Here is a 25,583-nt window from a genome sequence, read left to right on the forward strand (position 1 = left end):
GCGATGCACGCGTCGTGGTCGGTGAGCAGACGTGGCGGTCGTTCTTCGGGACGACCGGGGATCGCAACGGCAGCCTGATCGGTACGGGGAGCACCTCGCACGTGGTGGCGATCGTCCTCCGGGACGGCCGGGAATCGCAACGTCTCGTCGACCGGCTCGTTGCGGAAGTGGTCCCACGTGGTGGTCGTCCTCCAGGACGGCCGGGGATCGCAACGCGACGTACGCCTCGGCGCGGGTCCTGAGCGAGGCATGTGGCGGTCGTCCTCCGGGACGACTGAGGACCGCAACTTCCAAGTGGCTGTCCTGCGCGTCCAGTTCCTCGCATGGCGGTCGTCCTCCGGGACGGCCGGTGATCGCAACCGCGAGATCGGTGTCATGGACGGTGAGGGTCTGCGTGTGGCGGTCGTCCTCCTGGACGACCAAGGATCGCAACACCCCGCTCGCCTTGTACGTCGTGGTAAGCGCTGTGTAGTGGCGGTCGTCCTCCGGGACGACCGGGGATCGCAACACCCGCCGGTAGTCCTCGCCGCACCAGCTGGGCGGGTGGCAGTCGTCCTCTGGGACGGCCGAGGATCGCAACCTCGTCGCAACCACGCACGTGGTCGTGAGCGGGATGTGGCGGTCGTCCTCCGGGACGGCCGAGGATCGCAACGCCCTGAACGCCGGCGCGGCCGGAGCCGGAGCCGGGGTGCGGCGGTCGTCCTCCGGGACGACCGAGGATTGCAACTGTCACCTTTTCCCCCTTGCCGGGGTGTACGCGGCTGTGGCGGTCGTCCTCCGGGAGGACCGAGGATCGCAACAGGTCGGCCCCCAGACAGAGGACGGGGAGTTTATGCGTGGCGGTCGTCCTTCCGGACGACCGAGGATCGCAACTCCTTGGCATCCTTGGCAGGGCTGGAATCCCGGCCGGGTGGCGGTCGTCCTCCGGGACGACTGGGGATCGCAACCAGCGCGACGCCGAGGCAGCTGGGCCGGTCGCAGGTGGCGGTCGTCCTCTGGGACGGCCGAGGATCGCAACCAGGTAGTTGTCACGCTGACCGACGATGCATCGCGCGTGTGGCGGTCGTCCTTCGGGACGGCTGAGGATCGCAACACCGGCTACGCCGACTCCCCCACCACGGCCCTGCGGGTGGCGGTCGTCCTTCGGGGCGACCGAGGATCGCAACCCGCGCTCGCGCACAGGGCCTTGTCCGACCGCGCGTGTGGCGGTTGTCCTCCGGGACAGCCGAGGATCGCAACGCCATCGGGTCCACGCTGACGCCGTACATGAAAGGGCGTGGCGGTTGTCCTTCGGGACGGCCGAGGATTGCAACAACGCCAGCTCACAGGGCCACATCGGTACCGACCCGATGGCGGTCGCCCCCGGGGTGACCGAGGATCGCAACCTGCACTGGCTCGACCTGGAGCGCTACAGCGACGGCGTGGCGGTTGTCCTCCGGGATGACCGAGGACCTCAACCGTGCCAAGGGTGTCACCAGCGACCCGGCGATCGGCGTGGCGGTCATCCTGCGCGGCGACCGAGGTTCGCAACGAGTCGATCGTGCTGCACGGTGTGGCCTACACCCCGGGTGGCGGTCGCTCTTCGGGGTGACCGAGGATCGCAACTACGAACACGGCTACCACCAGCAGCAGGACTGGTACGAGTGGCGGTCGTCCTCCGGGGTGCCCGAGGATCGCAACGACGCGTCCTGGATCCTGTGCATGGGTGCCGAGTGGTGGCGGTCGTCCTTCAGGACTGCCGAGGATCGCAACTCCAGGAACTCCTTGTATGCCTTGGTACACCACACGGCGTGGCGGTCGTCCTCTGGGACGACCGAGGATCGCAACGCGTCTGACTTGTTGACGCTGCGGGGATTGCCCCCGCGTGGCGGTCGTCCTTCGGGGTGACCGAGGATCGCAACGCCTGAGCTATCAGGAGAAACAGCCGTGGAACACGGGTGGCGGTCGTCCTCTAGGACGACCAAGGATCGCAACCCGACGTCCGGCGCCGTGACCCGCGCGACGACCTGGTGGCGGTTGTCCTCCAAGCCGATCGAGGATCGCAACCTGGAGGCGGAGTGCCTAGCGCCACAAGCTACGCGCGTGGTGGTCGTCCTCTGGGACGACCGAGGATCGCAACGGCACGTACGCTTTGCTCGAACACGGTGGCGACCACGGTGGCGGTCGTCTTCCGGGATGACCGAGGATCGCAACGGGCGCTGCCAGTTCGCGACGCGCAGCTCGTCGATCGGTGGCGGTCGTCCTTCGGGACGATCGAGGATCGCAACATCGTCGGCACCGTCTACAACCGCGGCATTGTCGGCGGTGGCGGTTGTCCTTCGGGACGACCGAGGATCGCAACTACTGCACCGCCAGGGAACCGGACAGCCAACTCAGCGGTGGCGGTCGTCCTCCGGGACGATCGAGGATCGCAACGATGTGGAACTGTGCGCCAACCTGTCCGGCGGCCACATGCAGCAGTCGGCTTCTGAGTGATCGATCTACTGGCGATCGGAAATAAGCCGCACCGGCAGCATATTCGTTGTCCGGAGGTGAATATCAGGCGGATTGTTTCTGCTCTTTTGCGGTTCTTGGCAGCGGCGATCGCCGCACGCTTGCTGGTGATGTTGTGTTGCCCTGTGGGTTGGAGCGTTTCGCTAGATGCGTGCACGGAGACGTGGTGGGTGCTGTGTCGGGGGAACTGTCCCCCGTTGAGATGAGCGGAGCCGGTGGCAGGATTTCGAACCACGTCGTCTTTCCCGGTGGGTTCGTCTGAGTTCCCCAGATGTCGGCAAGTGTGTCTACGAGGAGGAGGCCGCGGCCTCCTTCGTCATCCGGTCCGGCTTCAGTGACGGTTGGCAACAAGGGGATCGTGTCGGTGACTTCGACACGGAGAGCCTTCGGAGTGCGTGTCACGGCGATGCCGCACGGGGCGCCCGAGTAGAGGACGGCGTTGGCGATGACCTCACTGGCCAGCAGTTCGACGGTGTCCAGGAGGTCGTCCGACAGAGCGAGGCCGAACTGTCTGGTCAGTGCGACGACGCGGCGGCGTGCAGCCGGGACCGCTTCGATGGTGGCCGGGATCGTGAATTCGTACGTCGGATGTTCGGGATCGCGACGTGTCATGACGGCATCCTCACCTCGGGGGCGGCTTTGGAGGAAAGAAGAATTCCACCGGGCAAGGGTTGTGTGAGGACAGATTGTCCACAGACAGTCGGTCCGAACTCCCTTGACCACCAGGCGAGATGTGGTACAGGTACCGGCCTTCCGCTGTTCGGATGGCAGCGGGACTACGTACTTTCTGAACCGTACCCCGCGAGTTGGCGGATCACGTCGGCTCACCGGCTCTGTTCTCCGTGGGCCAGGCGGAGAGCGCGAAGCGTGCCGGGCGTGGTTCGTGGCGTCCTACGCGGCAGTCGTCGCCAGCCTTGCCGAGGGTGTTGTTCATCCGGGTGGTGAAGCGGTCGTACTGCTCGTGCCAGATGATCGCCGCGCCGGGGTCGGTGGTGGTGTCGATGCGGGTGAAGGCGAACGCGGCGATCTCGTACGCCAGTTGTTCGTGCTGTTGCCAGCAGGGTGGGAGGACCTGGTGGGGTTGCCAGGCGTACGTGTGGTTCAGCCACCGGCAGACCGCTCCCAGCCAGTCCAGGACCGGATCGAGCACTTCGGCGGGGAGTGCGCCGAGATTCCACGGCGCCGGATTGCTCAGGGAGTTGATGTCGGCGGTCCGCTCGGCGGCGTACTCGGCGACGGTCGCGGGGAGTTCGGGAAACGGCGGGAACGCGCTCACGCGGCCGTGTCCTGCCGGTGCCGCCACGCCTTGGCGTATGCCGCCGCCTGGCGTCCCTTCTCCACCGCTTGCTTCAGCCGCTCGTCCTCGTTCGCGCGCCTCAACTCCTGGACGTGGTCCTGGATCTCGTCCCAGGTGTCCCAGGTCCACATGCCGTCGAGGCGGGTGATGACCGGGGGGAGGTTGTCGGCGAGGAGGAGGGCGTGGCCCTCGGGGAGGGCCTTGATCTGGTCGCCGCGCAGGACGGCTTCGAGGGCGGTGTGGGTGGCGGTGGATTCGCCGCCGCGGTCGCCGGTCGTGGTGGTGCGGGTGGTGCGGACGCGTTCGACCTGGCCGCACAGCTCGGACATGTCCTTGAGGAAGCCGGGGTCCTTGGCGCCGCCGAAGACGAGGACGTGGTTGGTGAAGCTCGCGAGTTCGTCGGCGGTGTCGTCGCCGAAGCGGGCGCGGGCGCTGGCCCAGCCCTGGAGGCCGTAGACGACGGTGATGCCGCGTCCGCGGCCGTCGGCGACGCGTTGGCGCAGGGAGGGGATCGGCGCGATGTTCGGCGCTTCGTCGAGCGCGCCGAGCAGCGGGGGGTCGAGGCGGCCTGCCGGGGAGGCGACGGCGTGGGCTTCGGCGATGTCCAGCAGGTCTTCCGTGAGCGCCGTGGTGAGCGGGGCGATGGAGTTCGCCTCGGAGTCCTTGCCGAGCAGGTACACGGTGCCGCCTGCGTCGAGGATCTCCCGGAAGTCCGTCGGCGCCTCCCCCTTCCCGCCCCGGAGCGCGTCGAGGACGCTCTCGTGCACCAGGGGCTCCAGCGCCGCTTCGAGCGTCACTGCGGTGTTGCCCACCGTGCGGCTGTCGCCGGTGGTGGAAGTGCGGAGCATGTCCGCCCAGCCGGGTCCCGCGCCCGGGTGCGCGGTGAGGATGCCCAGTGGAGCCGGGTCGGTGAGTTTGCGGGCCCAGCGCAGGACGTGGTCCAGGTCGGCGCCGTCGAGGGCGGCGGCGTGCAGGAGCGCGGCTAGGACCTTGGCGGCCTGGCCTCGGTAGAAGGCGCTGCCCTCGGACGACTGCCGCGCCGAGCCCGGCGTACGGGAGCCCGCCACCAGCGCCTTGGCGCGCATCATCGCGGTCTGCGTGTCGTCGGCGCCGTCGATCGGTTGCCACCGGAACCGGGGGAGCGAGGGCGCGATGTTCTGCGGGTCGAAGACGAACACCGGACGCCCCCCGGCACTGCGGGCGTCGAGCGTGTACTCCACGAGGTCCGGCTTCGTCGACGTCGCCAGGACCGGACCCCTCCACTCGCGGATCAGCGGCGCGAACAGCCGCAGCGTCTTCCCGCTCCCCATCGGGCCGATGACCCGGCACGCCTTGTCGGCCCGCGACCACAACGGGACGCCCTTGGGGCGTTGGGAGATGCCGAGCGAGTATCCGAAGTCGTACGGGTGGTGCATGAGGTGGTGCTCCAGACGGTCAGGGACGGCGAGTGAGGGAGGGGCGGATCTCGGCGGCACGTACGACGGCTTTGGCGGACAACTGCCGTCTGAGCTGGGCCTTGGACGCGAACCCGGCGTTGCGTCGGCTGCGCACCGAGGAGACCCACAGAGCCAGGAGGGCGAGCGCGCACAGCGCGGCCAGGCCGTACAGCGCGACCGAGACGGCGTTCACCGGGACCTCCTTCGGGCTGCGCGGGCGGCGAGGTAGCGCATCCGCCGCCCGCACATCCGCGCGATCGACGGACCGTCGGACGGCGCGTGATGGAACGCGGCGTGCAGCAACTCGGACGCCTGCCAGATCTCCCGCACCGCCCCGTACAGCCGCCCCGCCGTCGCCGCGTGCACCCCGCGGTCGAGGTCGGCGGCGAGACGGGCGGTGCGCCGGGCGAGCGCGAGGCACTCGGAGTGCAGGAGGTCGATGTCCTCGCGGACGGCGGTGCTCATGCCGGCTCCGGTGCGGTCGTGGCCAGGTCGGTCATCGAGCCGCTGGAGAAGCACAGGTGCTGTTCGGCCTCGGTCAGTAGGTGTTGTACGCCGGGGTAGATGACCTCCCCGACCTTCCACAGCGCGACCCCGCGCCGAAGCCGCATGATGTGCTCCGCCGTCCAGGACGGGAACCCGAGCCGCTTGACGGTGTCCTCGGCCTCGGACTTCTTCATCGAGTACACGACGACGGTGTCCGCCATCTTCAGCGCGGCCTGCGTCTCGGGACTGTCGTCGATGTCGCTGAGGTGATGGACGATGAAGATGCACGAAAGCCCGTACCCGCGCGCGAACTTGAGGAACTTCTCCAGCAGCGCGGCGAGTTGAGGCGTCCCCAGGATGTGCCACGCCTCCTCGCAGACGAGGATGCGCTTGCGCTGCGTGTACCTAAAACACCCGGTCGTCGGGCACGAACCTAGCTCCCACGCACCGGAGTTGGCGTCCACGACCCGGCGTTCGTGCAGCCCCGGTTCGGCGCCGCACTCGCATACCGCCCGCAGCCACACTTCCTCCATGAACACGGAGATCACCGCGACGAGGATCGTCATCGCGACACCGCCAGAGGGAACCTTGGTGAGGTCGAAGACGACCATGTCGGCGTCGAGGTCGATGCTCAGGCCGGTGGGACCGTCGAGCATCCCGACCAGATCCCCGGTTTCGGTGCCGCACAGCCGGTCCAAGACGTACGACGCCTCCAGCCCGTCCCCGAGCAGCTCCTCGCGGGAACGCTTCTTCGCCGAGGCATCAGCGATATCCGGGGAGCGCAGCGCGGCGGCGACGTCCGCGAGGACCGGCGTACGGCCCTCCAGAGCGGCCCGCTCGTGCGCGCGCCGGATCGCGAGCCGCAGCGCGGACCCGGCGAACTCGTCCAGCGGCCGTCCCAGGCCGATTTCGACGATCGTCCGGACCAGCTCGACCTGCCGCTTCCCCGCGATCGCAGGGTCCATCGGGTTGATGCACGAGGACCCCGCACCCCCGCCGGGCGCGAACCGCACCGGCGCCGACCCCGTGAGCGAGCGCCCCAGCGCCGCCCACTCCCCCTCCTCGCGCTCCTTCTGCTCCTTCGTGTCGAGGACGACGACCTTGTGGCCCAGCCGGATCTGCCGCGCCGCGTACGTCTTGGTCAGGGCGCTCTTGCCGCGCCCGGTGTCGCCGAGGACGATCATGTTGCCGCCGGGCAGGCCGTCGCCGAACGCGCTGAACGGGCAGTACACGAAGGCTTTCCCGGAGTACAGCTCCCGGCCGACGATCGCGCCCGCGGTCCCCAGGGTCGGGGGTGCGATCGGCAGGTAGAGGGCCTGGCTGGTCGTCGTCTCCGTGTGCAGGGGACGCCGTACGGTCTCGTACGAGGGGGTCAGCAGGGTCACTTGATGCCTCCGGCGAACGGCAGGGTCGTGGTGAACGCGCGGGCGTGCTCCAGGTCGAGCCACTCAATCCGCAGGTGCGCGTTGCGGGCGCGGGACGCGGTGGTGCGCTTGGTCTTCTCCAGCTCGGCAGCGCTGCGGGCGGAGACGGTGACGTAGCCGACGACGGAGGCGCCGGCCGCGCCCGAGGCGGCCAGGGCCATGCCCCGCGAACCGGTCGCGTCGGCTGCGATCACGTCGCGCGGGTCGATGTTCTTGCCGCGCTGGCGGTCCCGGTGCATCTCGGCCTGGTTGTTGGTGTCCTCGGCGAGCATCCGGTCCACGGCCTTGTCGTTGGGTTCGAGGTCCTGCGTGATCGCGATCGTGCGGATCACGTCCGGCATCCCGATCAGCAGCGGCGAGAGGAAGTCCGGTCCGACGGGGGTGGTGGGCCAACTCGTCACGGCCGCCGTCGCGTGGAACCAACTCGTTGTCGAGCCCGCCGCTCGGGTGGCGACGTGGGTTCCGCTGCGGACGTCCACGTTGCGCGGGAAGGCGTGCGGCTGCGGGAGTTGGGTGTCCCAGATCGGGTGGTCGGGGTCGTAGCTGTTACGGATGAACGCCGTCATCCGGCCCTCGTCGAGCGGCGCGACCACCGACAGGTCGGCGTCCTCGCACCGCGCCCACAGCTCCTCCAGGCACGCGGCCATCGAGGCGGCGATCCCCTCGTCCCCCTCACCGCGGGATGCGCCGTCGGCCGCGAGGTCGCGGGTGAAACGGGCGTGCGCGGTGACGTAGTAGCGGTGTTCCTCCGCCGAGGTCGACACGGCGTCGGCGAGGGTGTCGTACGACTCCTTCAGCCACTGCGGGACGCCGGCGGTCGCGCGGGAGGCGTCCCGCTGGGAGACGAACCGCTGGTGCGCGTGCGGGTCGCTCTTCATCTGCCGCGCGAGGACCTGGATGCGCTTGACGGGGTGTTCCTCGGTGTTGCCGAACGCGTCGAGGAGTTCGCCCCAGCGCTCCAGGGCCACGACCTGCTCCCCGACTTCCTTGCCGCCCAGCCCCGGCGAGGCGACTTCGAGGGTCCCGGTGACGCACCCGGCCTCCGGCTGGAGAACGACCACCGCCCGCTGCCCGCGCACGGTCGCCGCCACCCACGTCATTCCGGCGACACCCTCCGGGCTCACCAGGGCCGCGTCCGGCGGCGTCCCGTCGCGTCGTACGCCGGACTCGACCGCCGGGGAGATCCACACGCCGCCGGTACGGGCGAGCGCCTTGCGGTGGTAGCGGCTGATCCGCCACCAGCGGTAGACGGTCCGGCGCTGCGCGGTGCCCTTGGGCCGGTACGGCAGGTAGACGAGCAGGGCCGCCGTCAGGATCGGGACGACGAGGGCGATCCCGGCGAGGACCGGGACGCCGTTGACGAGGAAGCCGCCCAGGACGCCGATTGCGGCGCCGCCGCCCAGGACGGCCTGTTCGCCGAGGTCGCGGCGGCCTACCAGGCCGGTGGGGCGGTGCTTTCCGAACTGATACGTACGCGCCATGGATCAGGTGTCCTTGCTGGTCGGAGGGGTGACGGGCGGCCTCGGCGCCCAGAAAGGGAACGCCGGAGGCGGCGGTGCTCCCGGGGAGGGCGTAGGGCCGGGAGGGTTCGGGGGACGGCGTACGGCGGCGGCCGGTGAGCTGCCGTCGGACGGCGTCCGTCCGCCGACGATCGAGCTGGAACCGGTGCCCTGCGGACGAGCAGCAGCCGGAGTCTCGCCGCCACGCGAGCCGTCAGGCCCCTGGGCGCCCGGCGAACTCGCCGCCTTGTTCTTCGCGGCGTCGGCACCGGCCTTGGCGACCATGACCCCGACCCCCACCGGACCGGCAGCGCTCGCACCGGAAGCGGAACCGGTCATAGCCTTGGCACTGGCTGTCCCTGCCCGACCACCCGCAGCGGCCGACGGCACAGCTCGGCCACCGCTCATGCCGTACCGCCCACCGACCATGGAGTCTTGGAGGTGCATCCCCATCGCCCGGTTAGCGTGCTGCGCGGGACCATCAACAGCGGCAGCCGGACCCGAGGACTGCATCGACTTCCGGTCGTGGTGCAACTGCGCCATCTCGTCCCCGAAGGCGGGCAGCCACTTGTAGAGCGTGGCGCTCGCGAACACCGCCGCGAGGAGAATCAGCGCACCCACCAGCGTCTTGGACGCCGTGTCGGACAGGCTCCCCGTCGAATCGCTGAGGATCGCGCCGCCGAGCCCGAGCAGCGCGAACAGGATCGGCTTCGACAGCCCGATCGCGAACACCGCGCCGAACCACTTCTTGCTCTTGCCCCACAGATCCCGGTCCACAAGACCGGCGTTCACCACCGGCCCCAGCGCGACCGCGACGTAGATGGCGGCGCCCCGCACCAGCAGCTCGACCCACATCAACAGAGCGCCGCACAGCATGATCAGGTTGACGACGATCAGCACGCCGACACCCTCGTTGGGCTCCGCAGTCACGCTCTTGAGGATGTTCTCCAGGAAGGGCTTGAAGTTGGCCGTCGCGGACGGCTCGAAGACCGCCGTCACCTCGTCGATCGCCTTCATGAGCAGCGCCATGAACGCCGGCGTCAGCGCGTTGACGAAGAACTGGAGGACCAGAAAGCCCACCGCCTCACCGACGGCGGTGGTGAGCCCGACACCCCGCACGGCACGCTTCCCGACCGCGATCAGCCACAGCGCGACCGTGATCAGCGAGCTGAACGCGAAGATGACGGCGTACTGCTTCAGGAAGGCCGCCGACGTCAGGTCGACCTTGGTCGTGTTCTGGATCAGCTCCAGCATCTTCTGGAGGAACCAGACGTTCGCCTCTGTCAGCTTCTGGAGCAGGAACCCCAGCGGGTCCCGCACGAAGTCGACGGCCGCCTTCACCTCGCAGACCATCGGGATGTAGCAGAACGGGTTCGCCACCGCCGCCGGCACGAACAGGAACGCGACGACGACGTTCACGGCGGCAAGCGTCTGAAGTCGCCGTCCCCACCTGCCTGTTGACCCGGTATGTACGACGGTCAGCAGCCCCGGCGCGTCCTCACGCAGTCGCAGGCGCATCGTCCACACCTCCGACCTCGGCGAACCGCTCCGCCGCCGACGCCGCTTCGGTCGCCGAGAACGACGGCACGAGCGGCTCCCCCGGCGTCACCGCCGTCGTTCGCCAACTCCCCCCGCTCCACACCAGATCCACCGTCATCCGCAGGAACGCGATCCGGGGACGCTGCGTCTCGTCGTCCCCGGCGATCCCGCCCACCGACGCCGTCCACAACTCGACGCTCGCGGCCTGCTCCGAGTACGACACCGGCCGCACACCGAGCACCGCCGTCCGCGTGACCAGCACCGACCCGTCCGACGTCTTCCCGTCGGCACCGAGACCCCGGTTGTCCACAACCAGCCGCGCGGTTGCGTCCGCGTCGGTTTCGGTCGAGGGGAGGGTGTCCGGGGAGGCCGTCGTGGCAAGCATCCGGTGACGCCACGAGGTGTCCGTGAAGAAACGTGGATCGCCGTACAACTGGACCGCGCTGGTCGCCGCAGCACGCGAACCGGCTGCCGTACGGGGGTACGGCGCCGGGAAGCCGTCGCCACCGACTACGCCGCTGACCAGGGGATCTACGGCCTCACCTGCGGCGTAGTCCGCGAAGTCCCCGGCGACACTCACCGTCTGCTGAACGTCCACCGGCGCCACCAGGCCCGGCCCGGACGTACTGCTCGACACCTTCCAGTCGCCGCGCTCCCAGACGAGCCCGACCGTGACCGAACGGAACGCGAGTTGGGGCGACGCGGCTCCGACTGCGCTTCCACGCACGGTAGTTGTCCACAGGCGGACCGTCGCCTTGTGGATATCGAAACCGAGGATGCGGGCGGCGAGGACACCGGTCCGCGCGACGGCATGATGCTTGAGGGAGGGGTCCGCCGAACGGTCCGCCTCTTCGGTGGCGGCTGCCGTCGTACGCGCGGAGGACAGGGCCCGGATCGTGCGATGCCGTACGGCCTGGTCGGTCAGGAACGAGGAACTGCCGCTGACAGTCGTGTAGTTGGAGGCGGCGGCCTTCACGCCGGCCTCCGTGCGCGGGTACCCGACTGGCACGCCACCGTTGTCCTGGACCCGGGTCCCGTCACTCGACGGCGCGATGATGACCGGTGCTGAACTCGGCGATTCGGTGGGCGGGTTGGAGTTGGTGAGGGCGGTCAGGGTGAGGCCGCAGACGGTGAGCGCCGCGACGACCCCGGCGCCGACCGTCCACAGCTTGGCGCTCTTCCTGCGGATTGGACGAGAGGAACCCACGGTCACACACCCATCCCGTACGTGATGGTGACGAGGGTGCCCAGGGATGCGACGAGGAAGACGCAGACCAAACCGCCGACCATCATCCCCTTGCCCCGCGAACTGTCCATGGTCGAGTGGCCCTCGCCCACCCACCCCTTGGACTTCCCGAGCCCGACGAGAAACGCACCGACCCCCGCGGCGAGCACGACGGCGGCGATGACACCGAGGATCACCTTCGCGATGGTCCCGAGCGACGAGAACGGCCCCCAGTCCGGCTTCACACCGGACACCGTGTCGATCCCGGCCGCGAGCACGGGGTGGAACGACGACGGTTCGGAGACCGCAGAGAGGAGGGCATACATAGGAAACCCCTTGTGATGTAAGTGAGTTGAGATATGTGAGGTGCTGAGAAGTCAGCCGATGTGCCGCATGGCGATCACCTGCGGCGCCCAGAAACTGAGGGGCTTGATCCGCACCCGCGCACCGGTGTGCGGCGCCTCGATGACCTGGTCGTCACCGATGTACATGCCGACGTGCTCCGGCCCCGAAGCGCCGGGAACGCTGAACAGCAGGTCTCCCGGCTGGAGTTGGGAGATGCTCTTGACCGCCGTCCCCGCGCGGACCTGGTCGTAGGTGACCCGCGGGAGGTTCACCCCGGCGTGGCTCCACGCCATCTTGGTCAGCGACGAGCAGTCGCAGCCGTTCTGCCCGGTGTACGGCGGGGCGCAGTCACCGCCCCACTGGTACCAGCTCCCCAGCGCGGTCTTGGCGGCAGCGATGGCCGCAGCCGCACCCTTTCCCGCGGGTGAACTCGCGCTGCTGACGGCCCACTTCGCGGCCAGGTCCCGGATCGTCGTCACGTAGTTTCGGGTCTCCGAGTACGGCGGGACACCCTGGTACTTCAGGACCGCACCGGCGCCCGCGTTGTACGCCGCGAGCATGTTGTCCGTCGAGTCCCCCGGCACGGACTCGACCGTCTTCGCGAGGACGCAGTCGTAGGCGGCCTGCGCGGCGACGGCATCCGCCGGGTTGAACACGTCCTTCACCCCGTCGCCGTCCCCGTCCACGCCGTACACCGACCACGTCCCCGGCATGAACTGCGCGATCCCCAGCGCGCCCACCGGGCTCTTCGCCTTCACGTCGAAGTGCGACTCGGTGTAGAGCTGGGCAGCCAGCAACGACGCGGTGACCTGGGGGCACTTCCCCGCGTACTTGCCGACGAGGGTCCGCACCCACGCCGGGACACCGGCGTTCGCGGCGACCTCGCCACCGGGGCCGGTCTCCTGTGCGGACGCGCTGTCCGCACCGCCGAAGGTCGCCAGCAGGGTGACCCCCGAGAGGGCCATCGCGACGACCAGGCCGAGCATCAACTGCACGGTCTTCTTCGCCATCCGCCGTCACGCCCACGGCAACGCGATGACCCGCCAACCGGCGGGGGTACGTTCCAGACGCAGCGCGAGTTGCTCGCTGCTGCGCCGGGGAGCACCGGACTTCGGGGTCGTCGTCAGGACGTAACTGACCCGGACGAGCGCGCTCGACGAGGTGACGGCGGGGGCACCGTTCGGGACCTCCACCGAGGTCACCGAGACGGACTGCCAGGCCCGTTCGGCACGCAGGGCCGTCCACGGAGCGTCTTGTCCCGGGCGCTTCTGGGCGAGAACCTCCGCCAGATCACCGGCCGCGAACCTCGACGCGCGCTCGCCAGCATCGGCGTACGACAGATCACCACCGGCACGGGCATCGTGCCCGGCATACGCCTTGATGAACTCTCGGGTCGTGTCCGCTGCATCGGTGGGTACGGCAGGGCTGGGAGCGTCTTCGTTGGAGGAGGGAGAAACGGACTCGGCTTGTGGGGCGGTTGGTTGGGATAGGGGTGGTGCGTGTTCGGCGATGGAGGCTGCGGAGCAGCCGGTGGAGAGGATGCTGACCGCGAGAGCAATGGATATATCGCAGAAGATGTGAATAAAAGGGGTGAAATATGGCATGGGGGAATCAGGACCTTGATGCGCTGAAGGAAGGAAGAGGGAGGCGGGCGTTGCGACCCTGAGGGGGAGCAGGTCGCAACGCCCCTTCGCAGGGGTCAGGCCAAAGGCCCTGCTCCTGCGGGCTGTTCCTGAATCCTGGCAGGAGGGGAGGGAAGAAGGCACACGAGAGTCGGCCGGCTACCCAGTTGGGCTTCTAGTGATCACCTTAAGATCACTCCTCAGGGCCCAGTGGCTATCGACTGCTGTGATCAACTTATGCAGCAAGTTTCGGAGTGTAAATAAGTATTGACGCTGTGGTGGGTGAGGCGATAGCTTCTTCTGGCGTCAGTAGGGCTAGGTCCGTATCTGGTGACATCTCCGCGCACTGACCATGCGAGGAGCGGAACGAGGGGGTTCCCACACTAATGACCTGCGCATATGCATGCGAGTAAACGGCGGCGACACTGAGGCTTTTCTTTGTCCTGTCCTGTATCGTCCGCGATATTCTTCCTGCGGGATCTTTCGATGAGAATCCCTCGCGCGTGCACACTCCATTTTGGAAAGGCGTCTGGCCGCGCGGTCGCTTTTTATGCCGATAGAACGGCATAACTTTGGCGCGTCTATGCCATTTCATTCATCTCGCCTGAAATCGCGGGGAACCATCCCGTGTGCGCAGCATTCTTCTGAGATCCCTTCTTGCCTTTGAATCGAAGAGGAGAATCCTTGAAAAGACGATGGCTTGCCCCGACGCGACTGGCACTTCCAGTAGCGATCTCGTTGAGCGTCATGATAGCGGGCGTCACGCAAGCGGCTCCAGCAGTCTCGAAGGCATCTCAAGGGGTTGAACAACCAGATAGCAGCAACGGCTCGAAGTCGGCTAAGCCGCAGGTGCCGATGAGCCTGGAACAACGGCGAGCGCAGGTTCTTCGCGATACCAAGAACTTACAGGCGGGGATTCCGCAAAAGGAAATTTCGAACAACGGTAAGCCGAGATCTGGCACTGCTTCGGTTGTGCCCTATCAGCTTTCAGTGGATGACTCGCAGACGCTCGATTCCAGCGGTAATGAGGTGGCTAATTATCATTACACAATCAGCGGAGATCCGCCCTTTACCGAGTTGCGAGGATTTGTTCCAAAAATCGGCGATACATTCACTTATAAAACATGGATATATTATAATTGGGAGGGTTCAGAAACCGGGATAGAGGAAAATAGAGGCCTGCAATCAATTGTTGTAAGGCCAGAAGTTTTATGTGGTAGCACACCTGGCGTCTGGTTTGGAGATCCTGTAACGGTCAAGGCGCCCCCTTGGGTAGCGTCCAAACGATATCCGCGAGGATGGCCGGATGATCCAGGATACTCGATTGGAGCGCCTGTCTCATTCACCTATAAATTCGATCCTCAATTGTGTAGCGATGGAAGTGCCCTTGGCGGCGAAAACCCCTCCATCTTTCACATGACCTTCGTCGCCCAGATGTCAGATGGGACATGGCCAAGGGGGGAGCAAAACTCGTACGGAGCCTGGGGTCTCGGGCTCGCTGGAGTTCCTGAGGAGCAGACATTTGGTTCCTCATGTGACAGCAATTCTGCTGGCGCAGCACATTGTCAGTCTTTTCGTGGCGCAGGCGTTAATACTGCAACAGGATCCTTCAGCCAGCAAGTTTCTGATGGCACGTTACCGGGGTCTGTCCCGTTGGATCTGCGTCGCAGCTATGCATCTAACAATCGAGCTCCGAGCGACTTGACGGTAACGGACAGTTCGGGTCCGATGCTAGGTGAGGGATGGTCGACACCTTGGGAGACTTCTCTTGAGAAGCAAAGCAGCGGGGATATTATTTTTCATGCCGAAGATGGCTCTCGGTATCCTTACGCCAAGAGTGGTGACGGTTACATATCCCCCCCTACGGCTCATTCTCAGTTAACCTCCACGTCTGGCGGGTTCCAGCTTAAGTCGCATGATGCAGTGCAGACGTTGAGTTTCGACGAAGATGGAAATCTCGTCGCCAGTACCGACAAACAGCGGCGTTCGTTCACGTACAAGCGTGACAGTTCTGGTCTCATATCCTCAGTTGTGACTCCCTCGGGGCAGCAAGCGTATTTCTCGTATGCTGACTCTCGATTGTCCGGCATCAAACTGTCAGATGGGCGGACCATATCCTATTCCTATGCTGGCGGCCGGCTCTCGCAAGTCATTAAGCCTGACGGTAGGAAAGTCGGCTACAAATATGACACGGCAGGACGGCTGGCAACCGTAGTCGATGGGAACGAGAAAGATTCCCTAGCGAACTCATATGACTCTTCTGGGCGGGTTATCAGTCAGACGGATGCCGTCGGTAGTAAGACCATTTTCTCGTATGCAGGAAAGGAGGTGGATGTCACTTATCCAAACGGTGGTATTTGGACTGACATCTACGAGCAGAACGTACTGATGGTCCAGTACGATCCGTTCGGAAATAAAACATCCTATGGCTACACGTATCACCTCGACCCGGTGCAGGTTACTGATGCCATCGGAAATACATTCAACCAGAGGGTGGACGGTTCGGGGCGTCTTGTGGGCGTCAGGTCTCTAGTTTCTAAGCGGTCCTGGAGCTATGACTCGTCGGGCAATATGTGGATGTACACCGATGGTAACCAGAAAAGGAGCATGTACTCCTATGACGAGAAAAGTCGGCTGACTTCTGCGAATAATCCGCTGGGCAAGAAAACCATTTTCACGCACACGGATAGCGGTCAGATGGAATCTATTACCGACCCTCTTGGGAAGGTGACGAGGTACGGCTACGACTCAGCAGCCAACCCAGTGTCTGTCGAATATCCCGATCACACAGTTGAGACGAGAAAGTTTGACGCCGCTGGCCGGATGGCAAGCGTGACCGACCCGCGGGGCAACCTGCCTGGCGCATCTCCCGACGACTTCACGACGACCTTTTGGTACGACGATGCGGGCCGGATTACGTCGACCAAGGACACAAGAGGGAACACCACCCGAAACGATTATGACCTTGTCGGCAACCTCAGCTCGGTGACAGACGCCTCTGGCAAGGCCACGGCCTACAGCTATGACGCGGCCAACAGGCTGACCGAGGTGAAGGATGCCATCGGCCGCACATCGAAGATCACCTATGACGTCATGGGAAATGTAACCTCACGTACAGATGCGTCAGGTGCGAAGACGATCTACACATATGACAAGGCCGACCGTCTGCTGACGATGACCACGGCACGCGGGAACGTGGCGGGAGCGGACCCGTCGAAGTTCACCTGGAAGTACGGCTACGACAAGGTCGGCAACCGGGTCACGGTCACCGATCCCCTCGGGAACACTATGAAGACGGACTATGACGCCGAGTACCGTCCGGTCACGGTCACCGATCCGCTCGGAAGGGTCCGCAAGACCCAGTACGACGACGAAGGCAACATCACCAAGACCACCGACACGCTCGGCAAGACCACCGTCAGTTCCTACGACGCCAACAATCAGCTGCTCGCCAGCACGGACCGCGGCGGCAAGACCGTCACCTATACCTACGACAACGCAGGCAACCTTGCCTCCGAGACGACGCCGTTGGGCGGCAAGACCACCTACGGCTACGACGACAACGGGCGCCTGACCACCATGGTGGAGCCGCGCGGCAACGTCGCCAGTGCCGACCCGGCCCAGTACACCTGGTCCACCGCCTACGACGCGGCCGGCAACGTCCTCAGCCAGAGCGACCCCTACGGAACCAAGACTGTCACCAACGCCTACGACGGTGACGGACGCCTGACCGGGCAGACGGACGCACTGGGCAACAAGGCGTCCTACGAGTACGACGCGCTGAGCCGCCTCACTAAGGTCACCGCGGCGGACAGCGGCGTCACCAGCCTCAGCTACGACATGGTCGGCAACCTGACCTCCCGCAAGAACGCCAACGGCCACACCACCGCCTACGCCTACGACAACACCGGCCGTCTCACCACCGTCACGGACCCGCTCGGCCGGGCCACCTCCTACGGCTACGACGCGGACGGCAACCGCACGACCGTCACCAACACCCGCGGCCAGAAGGCCACCAGCACCTACGACGCCCGCAACCTGCTGGCCCAGACTGTCTACTCCGACGGCACACCGACCGCCGCCTACACCTACGACGCGGCTGGACAGCCCAAGACCGTCAAGGACGGCACCGGCACCCGCACCGTCACCTACGACACGGAGGGACGGCCGCTGACCATCACCTCCCCGGGCGCCACCAACCCGTTCACCTACGCCTACAACGACAACGGCACCATCAAGAGCCGCACCTACCCCGACGGCCGCGCCACCACCTACAGCTACGACAACGACGGCCGCGTCCTCGGCCAGACCTCCGGCGGCAAGACCACCTCTTACACCTGGGACCCCGCCGGTAATCTCCTCACCACCCAGCTGCCCACCACCACCGCTGTTGCTGAAGCTCGCACCTACGACAGAGCCGGATACCTGGCCTCCCTCGCCTACTCGACTGGCGGAACAAGCCGCGGCCTGCGCGCCTTCGAACGTGATGCCGCAGGCCGCTTGGTCAAGGACTACGCCAAGGACGCCGCCACCACCGGTCTCGCAGACCGCTACGCATATGACACGGCAGGCCGGATGACCCGCGCCTGCACCGACACCTCCGCCAGCACGTCCTGCCTGGCGGGCAGCAGCGGCAACACCTACACCTACGACCAGGCTGGCAACCTCATCACCTCGGTGACCGCCACCGGCAGCCGGACCAGCACCTACGATGCCGCCGACCAGCTCACCAAGACGGTGGAAGGCACCACCACAGCCAACTTCACCTACGACGCCGACGGCAACCTCGCCAAGGATGCCAAGGGGACCTACACATACGACCCGCTGGGCCGTCTGAAGTCCGCCGTCATCGGCGCCGACACCTACACGTTCGTCAACGATGCCGACGGCAACCGCACCACCACCAGCAAGAACGGCACCCTCACTCGTACTTCACGGTGGGACGTCGTCAACCCCCTGCCACAGATAGCCACCGAAACCGACGCCACCGGCGCCCTCATCGCTGACTACCACTACAACCCCGATGGCATTGCCGAATCCCAGAACCGCACCACCGGCGTCTTCTACATGCGCCACGACCGGCAGAACTCCGTCAACGCGGTCTACGACGCATCGGGCAAAGAGACCTACACCTACACCTACAGTGCCTGGGGCGTTTCGACCGGGAAGGCCAGCACTACCGGAGGCCAGAACAGCGTCTTCGGCTATACCGGCCAGTACACCGATCCCACCCTGGCCGGGCGGCTCTACCTGCGAGACCGCAGTTACGACCCCGCCGCCCAGCGCTTCACCACCCCCGACCCCCAGCCCGCGCCCGACGGCAGCTCCAACTCCTCCCCGTACAGCTACGCCGACAACGACCCAGCCAACCAGTCCGACCCGTCGGGCCGCTGCCCGTTGTGCATCAGCGCAGGCATCGGCGCCGTCCTCGGCGCCGCGGTCGAGGGCGGTATCTACGGCTGGCAGCACCGCGACAGCGGGTTCAGCTGGGGCGGACTTGCCAAAGCCAGCGGGCAAGGAGCCCTCACCGGAGGCATAGCTGGCGCTCTAATGCCCGGCACCGGCAACGCCGCGGCCCGCGCCCTTGGACTCACCGGAGGCCGTTCCCTGGCCACCTCCACCGCCGTCAACGCTGCTGCGGGCGCCGGCTTCTCCTGGGCCGTCAACGAGGCTCGCTGCCAGCCCACCACACCCTCGGACCTGATGTTCGGTGCGGTGGGCGGCGGCTCCAGCAGCCTCGTGGGGCCTGCTTTCAGCTGGCTCAAGAACCGTTACGTCGCCCCGTCGGTGACGGTTTCGGCGCACAGCAACCGGCTCAGCGGATATGCCTACCGAGGCTTGCGTTCGGACGAAGACCCCGCACAGGGGCTCAGAGCACCGGGCAACAACCCCGATGTTCAGGCTTGGCAGCACGTCGTCCAGGACAACGACTCGCCGTGGATCTCCTTGAGCCGCGATCCCGAGATCGCCTGGAAAAAGTACGCTGACAGAGGAAACAGGCCGATGGTCGCTGTCGACCTCTCCAAAGTGGACTCAGAAACGCTCGATGCAGCCGCGAATCTCCACGTCCCCCACGAGTTCTATAACTTCGCAAAAGATGCTTCATTCCGCGACAAGGAAATCCTGGTCAAGTTCTTCATCCCGTCCCAGGCGATCGTCAAGCGCTGGCCGGCCGGAACAAGCTTTGAACAAGTCCTGAGGGACATAGCGGAAATGAACTAGACTGAACGATCGAAAGGGGGCGAGTTCGGGGAGCGGTCCCCGAACTCGCTCTGTTCTTTTCGGCAGCACAGGGAGTGACTTACAGTGCTTTCGCGCTCATGGGAGCTGAAGGTTGAGGAATCATTCATCGGAACTCTCTCGCTTTCCGATATCGATCAGCCTTGGTACCGCTGCGAATTTTCCCCCGGCGGGACATGGAATCGAGTCGAGCATCTATTTCGGGAGCAGGCTTCCGCTGTTGACAGCGGAGATCAGGAACGAATGATGTCGGCCATCCGTGCGGTCCGTGAACTGCAACTCAGGCTGTACCCGGAAGGCGGCGGTGAGGTCATCACTCCCGTGATGGTCCAAATCCGTGGGAAAAAAGCGAGCTTCCGAACGTGAAAACGCCGTCTCAGGAGGCTAACCGCTGGTCTTGAGGCGCCGCACCCAACGCTCAGCGAAGCTCACGGACAGCCAGCGAAGTCTTGCTGGAGTAGCAGGGCATTCACTATGGCTCGGTCGTGGCCAACCAGGCTGAGGCGACTGCCAACCAGGGCACTACCGAGCCTGCGAGAAGGAGTGGGGCGCACACGCTGTACGACAGCACCAGTTCCTGACGATCGGGTTCGGCTGTCAGGCTGGTGAGGAGGCCGTGGTCGAACGGGAGCCATGTGGCCGGTGAGGTCGGCGGGTTGATGCGGATGCCCTCGGAGGTGAGGAGCACCCGCGCCCACTCGTGGTCCCGCCACTGCTGCTGGGCCTCAGCTTCCGCCTGGTGGAGCCGTTGGGCGTCCAGCCGCCGGTTGGTCACCCAACGGCGGCCCAGGGACGGGTGGTTCTCGAAGTAGCCGGCGCGCGGCGGGAGTACGGGATCAGTGGCGTAGAAGCGGGCCGTTGTGCACATCACGTCGGCGTACGTCGTTTCTCCGGGGTCCGGGGAGTATCCGGGGGTAGAGACCGGTATCAGGGTTCCGCCCGCGCGGAGGTGGGCGTCGAGCTGGGCCGCAGCTTGGGCGGCGTGCTGGTGGGCTGCTTCGTCACCGGCGCCGAGCAGGTGTCGCCGCATGGTTGTTCTTCCTTCCCGCTGATGAGGACATTCTCTCCGGAAGCGCTGGTCACCAGAGCGGCCGGGACGAGTCTGGGGGAGCCAGGCGTTGGGCGGCGGCTTCCTCGTCCTTGAGGGTGGCGACCAGCTCGCCGAGCTTGTCGTTGCCGACGGCTTGGTGGGCGCGGACCGCGTCCTTGATGGCGTCGCGGCTGATCCGTCCGGCGGTCCGGGCGGCGTCCCGTGCGATGGGAAGGAGGTCCCTCATCCAGTCGTCCTCTGGTTCGCGGTCCTGCGGAGGCTCGTCTTCGTCCGGGACGGGGACCGGTTCGTCGTCGGAATGAAGGCCGGTGTCCTGTTGCGCCGCCGGTTCCTGGTCGACCGCGCGGGTCGGATCCGTTGGGTCGGAGGGCGGTGCTTTCCCGTCCGGGACGGGTGACTCCTGTGGTCCGGACTCTGGCTGCGCTTCGTGTTCCCGGGCTGCGCAGGGGGCGGTCTCCCGGTCGGCCGGGTGGTGCACAATCGCAGGTCCAGCGCTGGACGGCGGCGTTGGGGCGCTGTCCGTCCGCTCGTGGGCGGGAGGCAGAACGGGCGGGATCGCGGAGCGTTCCCCGGCGTCCTGGCCGTGTGGACGGCCTGCCGTTTCCGTGACGCCGAACTCCACCTTCACGCAGTTGCGGACCGGTCCCGGACGGTTTCCCGTTCGGTCCGGGACGGACGACTCCGCCGTCCGCGCCATGATGATGTAGAGGTGGACGGACCCGGCGAGCGCGAGCGGCGCGAGCGTGGAGAGGACGCCGACGACGTTGTCCCCGAGGTGGAGTGGGGACGGTCCGGACGGGCCGGTCTGCGGGGTGCGGTTGAGGGTGATCGCGTGGAGCGCGTTGGCCCACAGGCTCGATCCGGTGGCCGCGAGGAAGAGCACCCACGTGTACAGCCGCGCGCCGAATCCGCTGTTGCGCAGCAGCACGAGGGCGCGGACGCCGTACGCGATGAACCCGTCGACGAAGACCGGGAAGAGGTAGGACAGCATCAGCCGCGCGTGGATCGCGAGGGCGACCTGCCGGAGCGCGTCGTAGGAGAAGGCGAAGCCGGCCGCGCCGAGCAGGACGATCGCCGCGCGGTCCCAGGCGGACATCGTGCGCGGGCTGTCGGGGGTGTTCACGCCTGCTCCTTGAGGGACGGCCACGCGGGGGTCCGGGCGAGCAGCCGGCCGAGGTGTTCGAGCGAGTCGACGTCGTCGAGGTGTTGGGCGGGGCACGTCGTGCACGAGCGCCGCAGCGCGAGCCGTTCGCCCTGCTTGTCGTCGCCGCTGTAGTGGAGTTCGAGGTGCTGCCCGGCGACCGTGCCCAGCGGCGCGATCGCCTGGAGCAGGTCGTCCAGGCGCAGGACGCCCAGGGCCTCCCACTTCAGCGTCACGGCCTCGTCGCCGAGGAGCTGCCGGGCGTGCTTCGATGCCGCCGTGGCCGCGCGTGCGCCCCAGGTGTGGAACGCCTGCGTCCGGGCCGCGGAGCGCAGTTGCTCCGCTCTGACGAGCTTTGAGGCGGCGGCGAGCATGAGGGGGTGGTGGGGCATGGGAGGGGAGGTCTTTCCGGGGGAGGTGGGGTGGTTCATGCCGCCCCTCGTGTCCGGCGCCGGTCGTCGCCGATCATCGGGACGAGGGTGGTGACCATCTCGGCGAGGCGGCTCGCGACCCGGTCGCCCACGAAGTCGGTCAGGTCGGGGCCGTCGGCGTCACGGGCCGGGAGGTTGGACGTGATGACGGTCGGGAGGCAGTGGTTGTAGCGGTGGTTGATCAGCCGGTAGGTGATTTCCTCCGTCCACTCCGACGTCTTCGACGTCCCGAAGTCGTCGAGGAACAGGTACTGCACCGTCGACAGCCGCCTGAGCTCCTGCTCCGAGGCGCCCATCACCGCGCTGGGACGCAGCCGGCCGTACATGTCGGCCGAGTTCACCGCCAGCACCTCGAACCGGTCGGGACCGCCGCTCGCGACGTGCCGCAGCGCGCCGTACGCCTGATGCGTCTTGCCCGTGCCGGTCAGGCCGGTGAGGAGAAGCGTTCCTGCGCGGGACGGGTCGTCGAGCGCTCGGTCCGCCCAGGCCCGTACCTCCGGGAGCGTCGCCTGCGCGTCGCGGAACCGGGGCGGGGTCGCCGACTCCCAGCGGGTGAGCGCGTACTCGACCCGGGCGTCGTGGTGCCAGCGTGGGTTGCCCGGACCGGAATCGGCGGACGGCGAGGAGTCGCCGTCGGGCATCAGAGAGATCCCCTTCGCGGCGAGGATCTGCTCCATCCGGCGCACCGACCGTGCCTGGAAGGCGAGTTGAGGCTCGGGCATGGTCAGAATCCGTTCTGGTAGGCGCTGGCCCTGGCGGGGTTGCGGTACGGCTTCCAGCCGCCGGACTCGCGCCGCAGGGGGACGACGTTGTGGGCCGGGACCTGACTCGGGAGGTCGTCCCAGATGCGCAGCAGATAGCGCGCGGACTGCGGGGGACGGCCGGGGTCCCAGCGACGGGAGATGACCTCCACCAGCCGCTCGGCACCCCACCGCGCCGACAAGGCTGTTACCCGCGCCCACTCGTCCTCGGTGAGCCGCCAGCCGACGACCATCCCGGCGTTCGTGAGAGCGGCGACGAGATCCCGGGCACCTGCCGGGACGGAGTCCGCTCGCGTCGGCGCCGTACGGGGAGGAAGCAAGCCAGCTTGCTGTTCTGAAGAGGTAGTACTCCCTACGGGAGTACTACCAGCACCGCGATGCACGGAAGAAACTTCCCGGCTTCCTGGCAGGGACTTCGGGGTTTCCGGCTCAGACTTCCTGGTTTCGGTAATGCCTTCTGGGAAGCCACTTCCTGGTTCCCGCTCCTGGTCAGGGGCGTCCGACGTGCCGAGCAGCAGGGAGTACCGGTTGGTGACGGCCCGGCCCGAACCCGGCGTGTAGCTCAGCTCCCCGAGCGCCGACAGCTCGGGGAGGCAGTTGGTGACCGCCCGCGCCGACAGCCGGGCGAGCTTGGCGATCTGCTCCAGGGACAGGGAGACCCACCCCCTGTCGTCCGCCTCACGGGCCAGGGCGAGCATCACGAGGAGCGACCCCCGCTTGGCCTGCGAGCGGCTCCACACCAGCTCCGTCATGGCGGCGCTCACCGGTCGCCGCCGTGCGCCATGGCGACGTACCGCTCGTCCCGCATCCCGAACGACCGGTCGTCCTCCGGGACGTACCCCACGCGGTCGGGGTGCGGGGTGAGGTAGAGGCGGCCCGTGGGCACGTGGAAGTCGTGAGGGAGCCGCCAGTCGACGGTGTCGCCGAAGTGCTGACGTACGAGCCGCGCGGCTTGGTCTTCGACGTCCTGAGAGAACAGGAGCATGAAGAAGTCCGCTCCGTAGAGGTGGACCATTCCTTGCCGCTTGGGGAATACGCGTATCAAGACGGCGTCCGGCGCCAACGCGCGCAGAGCCCGGCTGAGTCTGTTGGGCATGGGGAAGCTCTCGTGAAAGGGGATTCGATGAAGCGTGTCTATGCCGCTTCAGGAAGGGGGGAATTGACGGAGCGCTTCTTTTGCTCGCGTACCAATTGCCACAGGTACTTGATCGGAATCCCTAGACCTCGCGCGGCGAGATGGGCGTTGACTTCAGGATCTTCAGCCACTTGCGCGATCACTGCTGCGCGTTCTGCTGAGTTGAGCAGGGTGGTAACACCCTGAAGCACTGCCGCAACCGCTTCGGCGTTGACGCGGGTTTTCCACAGGCTGAGGAGATCTTCGCGTTCCGGAGCCAGCAGACCGGCTCGGATGCCGTACCGGTCCTCATACCGCAGCGCGTCCACCAGGCAGCGTGCGGCGACGGACAAGGGGCAGGCGGAGCACAGGGCGAGCGGCAGCCTCAGGGTGTCCGCGTGGGACTCCCGTATCTGGTCGGGGTCGCTCCATGGGTGTTCCGACTCCGGGAAGAAGTCGTCTTCGAAGTCGAGTCCGGAGCAGAGAGCCTTCTCGGGCCAGTTCTTTCCCGGAACTTCGCGGGCGGTTTCGAGCAGGGGTGCCCACTCACCCTGCCGAGCCGATTCGATCAGGGCGTTTATCGTGCTGTTCATTTCGTCTGTGTCCAGGTGATCAGGTGCGTCGGCGGGAGCGTGCGGAGGGCCGTATGGCCAATAGGTCCGGACTCTCTTCCCGCGTCGCGCGCTGATGCGGCTGGACGAAATGCATTTCAGATATGGATCGGAGGTCTTCCTCGGTGAACTGGACGAACTTTCCGAGCTTCCGGTGAGGAAGGCTGGAAATCCGCTCACGCAGCCACTTTTCGGGGATGTTCAGGCGCTTGGCGGCTTCGTCGTACCCCAGGTGGAGCCTGGTCTCGGCGACGTCGTCGGTGCGGGCGAGCATCCGTACGACGGCCGCGAGCCCGTGGAGCGCGGCCAGCTCGGTGGTGTCCGCCGTCGTCATCGCGCGTCCCGTCCGCTCAGCACGGCCGTACGCAGGTCGAAGCGCATGGGCTGGGTCGCCCAGCCGGCCTGAGGGAAGGACCTGATGAGCCAGCGGGCGATGGTGAGCGCCTTGGCGCGGGGGACGTGTACGGCCCTCTGCTGCTCGTCGACGGCGGTGAACCGCAGGTGCGGCCACGGCGTACGGGGGTCCTGGAGGCGTACGTCCACGGCGGCGACCCCGGGCAGCAGGGCCGACAACTGGCCGGCCAGCCGGTTCGCGATGGTGGGGTCGGGCGTCGAGATGCCCGACTTGCAGCCCATGGCGGAAGCCATGCGACACTCCTTCACGTGGTAGCCGTCCCGGTGGTGCCGTGCGAGGGACACGGGGCGGCCTTCTCGGTGACCTGGACCGTGCGAAGGCCCAGGTCATTGCGTCCGGCGTCTGGGAGGTGCGAACTCCCGGACGCCGGTGTTGTTTTGGGAGGACGGCGCGATGCGCGCGACGTCCGGTCCGGCTCCGTGGCCTGCGGGCACACGTGAGTCGGGCGAGGCC

General features: G+C 66.8%; 24 protein-coding genes. 3 read left to right on the forward strand and 21 right to left on the reverse strand.

Annotation, left to right across the window (positions count from 1 at the left end; all coding sequences use genetic code 11):
- Positions 1-1,440 precede the first annotated feature (1,440 nt).
- On the forward strand, positions 1,441-1,887 hold the full coding sequence (locus ACQCO7_RS31995; RefSeq protein ID WP_464075050.1) for a hypothetical protein: 447 nt from the start codon (positions 1,441-1,443) through the stop codon (positions 1,885-1,887).
- Between the two features lie 651 nt (positions 1,888-2,538).
- On the opposite strand, the gene ACQCO7_RS32000 is transcribed toward ACQCO7_RS31995, so the two are convergent.
- The 12 genes from ACQCO7_RS32000 to ACQCO7_RS32055 form a co-directional block, all read right to left on the reverse strand.
- The gene (locus ACQCO7_RS32000) at positions 2,539-3,105 is read right to left on the reverse strand and encodes an ATP-binding protein (protein WP_464075051.1); all 567 of its coding nucleotides are present in this window, start codon (positions 3,103-3,105) and stop codon (positions 2,539-2,541) included.
- 202 nt (positions 3,106-3,307) lie between these two features.
- On the reverse strand, positions 3,308-3,769 hold the full coding sequence (locus ACQCO7_RS32005; protein ID WP_464075052.1) for a hypothetical protein: 462 nt from the start codon (positions 3,767-3,769) through the stop codon (positions 3,308-3,310).
- The gene (locus ACQCO7_RS32010) at positions 3,766-5,205 is read right to left on the reverse strand and encodes a type IV secretory system conjugative DNA transfer family protein (RefSeq protein ID WP_464075053.1); all 1,440 of its coding nucleotides are present in this window, start codon (positions 5,203-5,205) and stop codon (positions 3,766-3,768) included. The genes ACQCO7_RS32005 and ACQCO7_RS32010 overlap by 4 nt, the downstream gene beginning before the upstream one ends.
- Before the next feature lie 19 nt (positions 5,206-5,224).
- The gene (locus tag ACQCO7_RS32015; RefSeq protein ID WP_464075054.1) at positions 5,225-5,419 is read right to left on the reverse strand and encodes a hypothetical protein; all 195 of its coding nucleotides are present in this window, start codon (positions 5,417-5,419) and stop codon (positions 5,225-5,227) included.
- Positions 5,416-5,691 carry a DUF6238 family protein gene (locus tag ACQCO7_RS32020; protein ID WP_464075055.1) on the reverse strand — a complete coding sequence of 92 codons (276 nt, stop codon included), beginning with the start codon at positions 5,689-5,691 and terminating at the stop codon, positions 5,416-5,418. The genes ACQCO7_RS32015 and ACQCO7_RS32020 overlap by 4 nt, the downstream gene beginning before the upstream one ends.
- On the reverse strand, positions 5,688-7,097 hold the full coding sequence (locus ACQCO7_RS32025; RefSeq protein WP_464075056.1) for an ATP/GTP-binding protein: 1,410 nt from the start codon (positions 7,095-7,097) through the stop codon (positions 5,688-5,690). Before ACQCO7_RS32025 ends, ACQCO7_RS32020 begins: the two co-directional genes overlap by 4 nt.
- Positions 7,094-8,617 (reverse strand): SCO6880 family protein, encoded by a 1,524-nt coding sequence (locus tag ACQCO7_RS32030; protein WP_464075057.1) that lies wholly within the window; start codon positions 8,615-8,617, stop codon positions 7,094-7,096. Before ACQCO7_RS32030 ends, ACQCO7_RS32025 begins: the two co-directional genes overlap by 4 nt.
- Positions 8,618-8,620: 3 nt before the next feature.
- The gene (locus ACQCO7_RS32035) at positions 8,621-10,054 is read right to left on the reverse strand and encodes a hypothetical protein (RefSeq protein WP_464075058.1); all 1,434 of its coding nucleotides are present in this window, start codon (positions 10,052-10,054) and stop codon (positions 8,621-8,623) included.
- 79 nt (positions 10,055-10,133) lie between these two features.
- Positions 10,134-11,387, reverse strand: coding sequence for a DUF8175 domain-containg protein (locus ACQCO7_RS32040; protein WP_464075059.1), 1,254 nt, complete (start codon positions 11,385-11,387; stop codon positions 10,134-10,136).
- Positions 11,384-11,725 (reverse strand): hypothetical protein, encoded by a 342-nt coding sequence (locus ACQCO7_RS32045; protein ID WP_464075060.1) that lies wholly within the window; start codon positions 11,723-11,725, stop codon positions 11,384-11,386. The genes ACQCO7_RS32040 and ACQCO7_RS32045 overlap by 4 nt, the downstream gene beginning before the upstream one ends.
- A gap of 51 nt (positions 11,726-11,776) precedes the next feature.
- Positions 11,777-12,754 carry a C40 family peptidase gene (locus ACQCO7_RS32050; RefSeq protein ID WP_464075061.1) on the reverse strand — a complete coding sequence of 326 codons (978 nt, stop codon included), beginning with the start codon at positions 12,752-12,754 and terminating at the stop codon, positions 11,777-11,779.
- A 6-nt stretch (positions 12,755-12,760) separates the two neighbouring features.
- Positions 12,761-13,348: a hypothetical protein gene (locus ACQCO7_RS32055; RefSeq protein WP_464075062.1), complete on the reverse strand. Its 588-nt coding sequence runs from the start codon at positions 13,346-13,348 to the stop codon at positions 12,761-12,763.
- Positions 13,349-14,800: 1,452 nt separating this feature from the next.
- Between ACQCO7_RS32055 and ACQCO7_RS32060 the strand changes: the two genes are divergently transcribed.
- Positions 14,801-19,588 carry a DUF6531 domain-containing protein gene (locus tag ACQCO7_RS32060; RefSeq protein ID WP_464077336.1) on the forward strand — a complete coding sequence of 1,596 codons (4,788 nt, stop codon included), beginning with the start codon at positions 14,801-14,803 and terminating at the stop codon, positions 19,586-19,588.
- A gap of 84 nt (positions 19,589-19,672) precedes the next feature.
- On the forward strand, positions 19,673-19,972 hold the full coding sequence (locus ACQCO7_RS32065; protein WP_464075063.1) for a hypothetical protein: 300 nt from the start codon (positions 19,673-19,675) through the stop codon (positions 19,970-19,972).
- A 106-nt stretch (positions 19,973-20,078) separates the two neighbouring features.
- Here the strand turns inward: ACQCO7_RS32065 and ACQCO7_RS32070 are convergent, their stop codons facing one another.
- From ACQCO7_RS32070 to ACQCO7_RS32110, 9 genes are read right to left on the reverse strand one after another with little or no spacing between them, the layout of a single operon-like run.
- The gene (locus ACQCO7_RS32070) at positions 20,079-20,636 is read right to left on the reverse strand and encodes a hypothetical protein (protein WP_464075064.1); all 558 of its coding nucleotides are present in this window, start codon (positions 20,634-20,636) and stop codon (positions 20,079-20,081) included.
- Between the two features lie 49 nt (positions 20,637-20,685).
- Positions 20,686-21,780: a DUF2637 domain-containing protein gene (locus ACQCO7_RS32075; RefSeq protein ID WP_464075065.1), complete on the reverse strand. Its 1,095-nt coding sequence runs from the start codon at positions 21,778-21,780 to the stop codon at positions 20,686-20,688.
- Entirely contained in the window at positions 21,777-22,190 is a 414-nt protein-coding gene (locus ACQCO7_RS32080) for a DUF6195 family protein (protein ID WP_464075066.1), read from the reverse strand. The genes ACQCO7_RS32075 and ACQCO7_RS32080 overlap by 4 nt, the downstream gene beginning before the upstream one ends.
- A gap of 35 nt (positions 22,191-22,225) precedes the next feature.
- On the reverse strand, positions 22,226-22,951 hold the full coding sequence (locus tag ACQCO7_RS32085) for an ATP-binding protein (protein WP_464075067.1): 726 nt from the start codon (positions 22,949-22,951) through the stop codon (positions 22,226-22,228).
- A 2-nt stretch (positions 22,952-22,953) separates the two neighbouring features.
- Complete coding sequence (locus ACQCO7_RS32090; protein WP_464075068.1) at positions 22,954-23,742, reverse strand: hypothetical protein; 789 nt, start codon at positions 23,740-23,742, stop codon at positions 22,954-22,956.
- Between the two features lie 8 nt (positions 23,743-23,750).
- Complete coding sequence (locus tag ACQCO7_RS32095; protein ID WP_464075069.1) at positions 23,751-24,086, reverse strand: hypothetical protein; 336 nt, start codon at positions 24,084-24,086, stop codon at positions 23,751-23,753.
- A 38-nt stretch (positions 24,087-24,124) separates the two neighbouring features.
- Positions 24,125-24,697 carry a WhiB family transcriptional regulator gene (locus ACQCO7_RS32100; protein ID WP_464075070.1) on the reverse strand — a complete coding sequence of 191 codons (573 nt, stop codon included), beginning with the start codon at positions 24,695-24,697 and terminating at the stop codon, positions 24,125-24,127.
- A gap of 19 nt (positions 24,698-24,716) precedes the next feature.
- Positions 24,717-25,049 (reverse strand): hypothetical protein, encoded by a 333-nt coding sequence (locus ACQCO7_RS32105; RefSeq protein WP_464075071.1) that lies wholly within the window; start codon positions 25,047-25,049, stop codon positions 24,717-24,719.
- Positions 25,046-25,363, reverse strand: coding sequence for a transcriptional regulator (locus tag ACQCO7_RS32110; protein ID WP_464075072.1), 318 nt, complete (start codon positions 25,361-25,363; stop codon positions 25,046-25,048). Before ACQCO7_RS32110 ends, ACQCO7_RS32105 begins: the two co-directional genes overlap by 4 nt.
- Positions 25,364-25,583 lie beyond the last annotated feature (220 nt).

This window comes from Streptomyces saintjeani (assembly GCF_055409605.1).

What these genes read in the sequence shown, in the direction of transcription:
- ACQCO7_RS31995 (WP_464075050.1), top strand. Translation starts at nt 1,441, where the DNA reads ATGACCGAGGACCTCAACCGTGCCAAGGGTGTCACCAGCGACCCGGCG.
- ACQCO7_RS32000 (WP_464075051.1), bottom strand. Translation starts at nt 3,105, where the DNA reads ATGACACGTCGCGATCCCGAACATCCGACGTACGAATTCACGATCCCG.
- ACQCO7_RS32010 (WP_464075053.1), bottom strand. Translation starts at nt 5,205, where the DNA reads ATGCACCACCCGTACGACTTCGGATACTCGCTCGGCATCTCCCAACGC.
- ACQCO7_RS32020 (WP_464075055.1), bottom strand. Translation starts at nt 5,691, where the DNA reads ATGAGCACCGCCGTCCGCGAGGACATCGACCTCCTGCACTCCGAGTGC.
- ACQCO7_RS32030 (WP_464075057.1), bottom strand. Translation starts at nt 8,617, where the DNA reads ATGGCGCGTACGTATCAGTTCGGAAAGCACCGCCCCACCGGCCTGGTA.
- ACQCO7_RS32045 (WP_464075060.1), bottom strand. Translation starts at nt 11,725, where the DNA reads ATGTATGCCCTCCTCTCTGCGGTCTCCGAACCGTCGTCGTTCCACCCC.
- ACQCO7_RS32050 (WP_464075061.1), bottom strand. Translation starts at nt 12,754, where the DNA reads ATGGCGAAGAAGACCGTGCAGTTGATGCTCGGCCTGGTCGTCGCGATG.
- ACQCO7_RS32055 (WP_464075062.1), bottom strand. Translation starts at nt 13,348, where the DNA reads ATGCCATATTTCACCCCTTTTATTCACATCTTCTGCGATATATCCATT.
- ACQCO7_RS32060 (WP_464077336.1), top strand. Translation starts at nt 14,801, where the DNA reads ATGTCAGATGGGACATGGCCAAGGGGGGAGCAAAACTCGTACGGAGCC.
- ACQCO7_RS32070 (WP_464075064.1), bottom strand. Translation starts at nt 20,636, where the DNA reads ATGCGGCGACACCTGCTCGGCGCCGGTGACGAAGCAGCCCACCAGCAC.
- ACQCO7_RS32080 (WP_464075066.1), bottom strand. Translation starts at nt 22,190, where the DNA reads ATGCCCCACCACCCCCTCATGCTCGCCGCCGCCTCAAAGCTCGTCAGA.
- ACQCO7_RS32085 (WP_464075067.1), bottom strand. Translation starts at nt 22,951, where the DNA reads ATGCCCGAGCCTCAACTCGCCTTCCAGGCACGGTCGGTGCGCCGGATG.
- ACQCO7_RS32090 (WP_464075068.1), bottom strand. Translation starts at nt 23,742, where the DNA reads ATGACGGAGCTGGTGTGGAGCCGCTCGCAGGCCAAGCGGGGGTCGCTC.
- ACQCO7_RS32095 (WP_464075069.1), bottom strand. Translation starts at nt 24,086, where the DNA reads ATGCCCAACAGACTCAGCCGGGCTCTGCGCGCGTTGGCGCCGGACGCC.
- ACQCO7_RS32100 (WP_464075070.1), bottom strand. Translation starts at nt 24,697, where the DNA reads ATGAACAGCACGATAAACGCCCTGATCGAATCGGCTCGGCAGGGTGAG.
- ACQCO7_RS32105 (WP_464075071.1), bottom strand. Translation starts at nt 25,049, where the DNA reads ATGACGACGGCGGACACCACCGAGCTGGCCGCGCTCCACGGGCTCGCG.
- ACQCO7_RS32110 (WP_464075072.1), bottom strand. Translation starts at nt 25,363, where the DNA reads ATGGCTTCCGCCATGGGCTGCAAGTCGGGCATCTCGACGCCCGACCCC.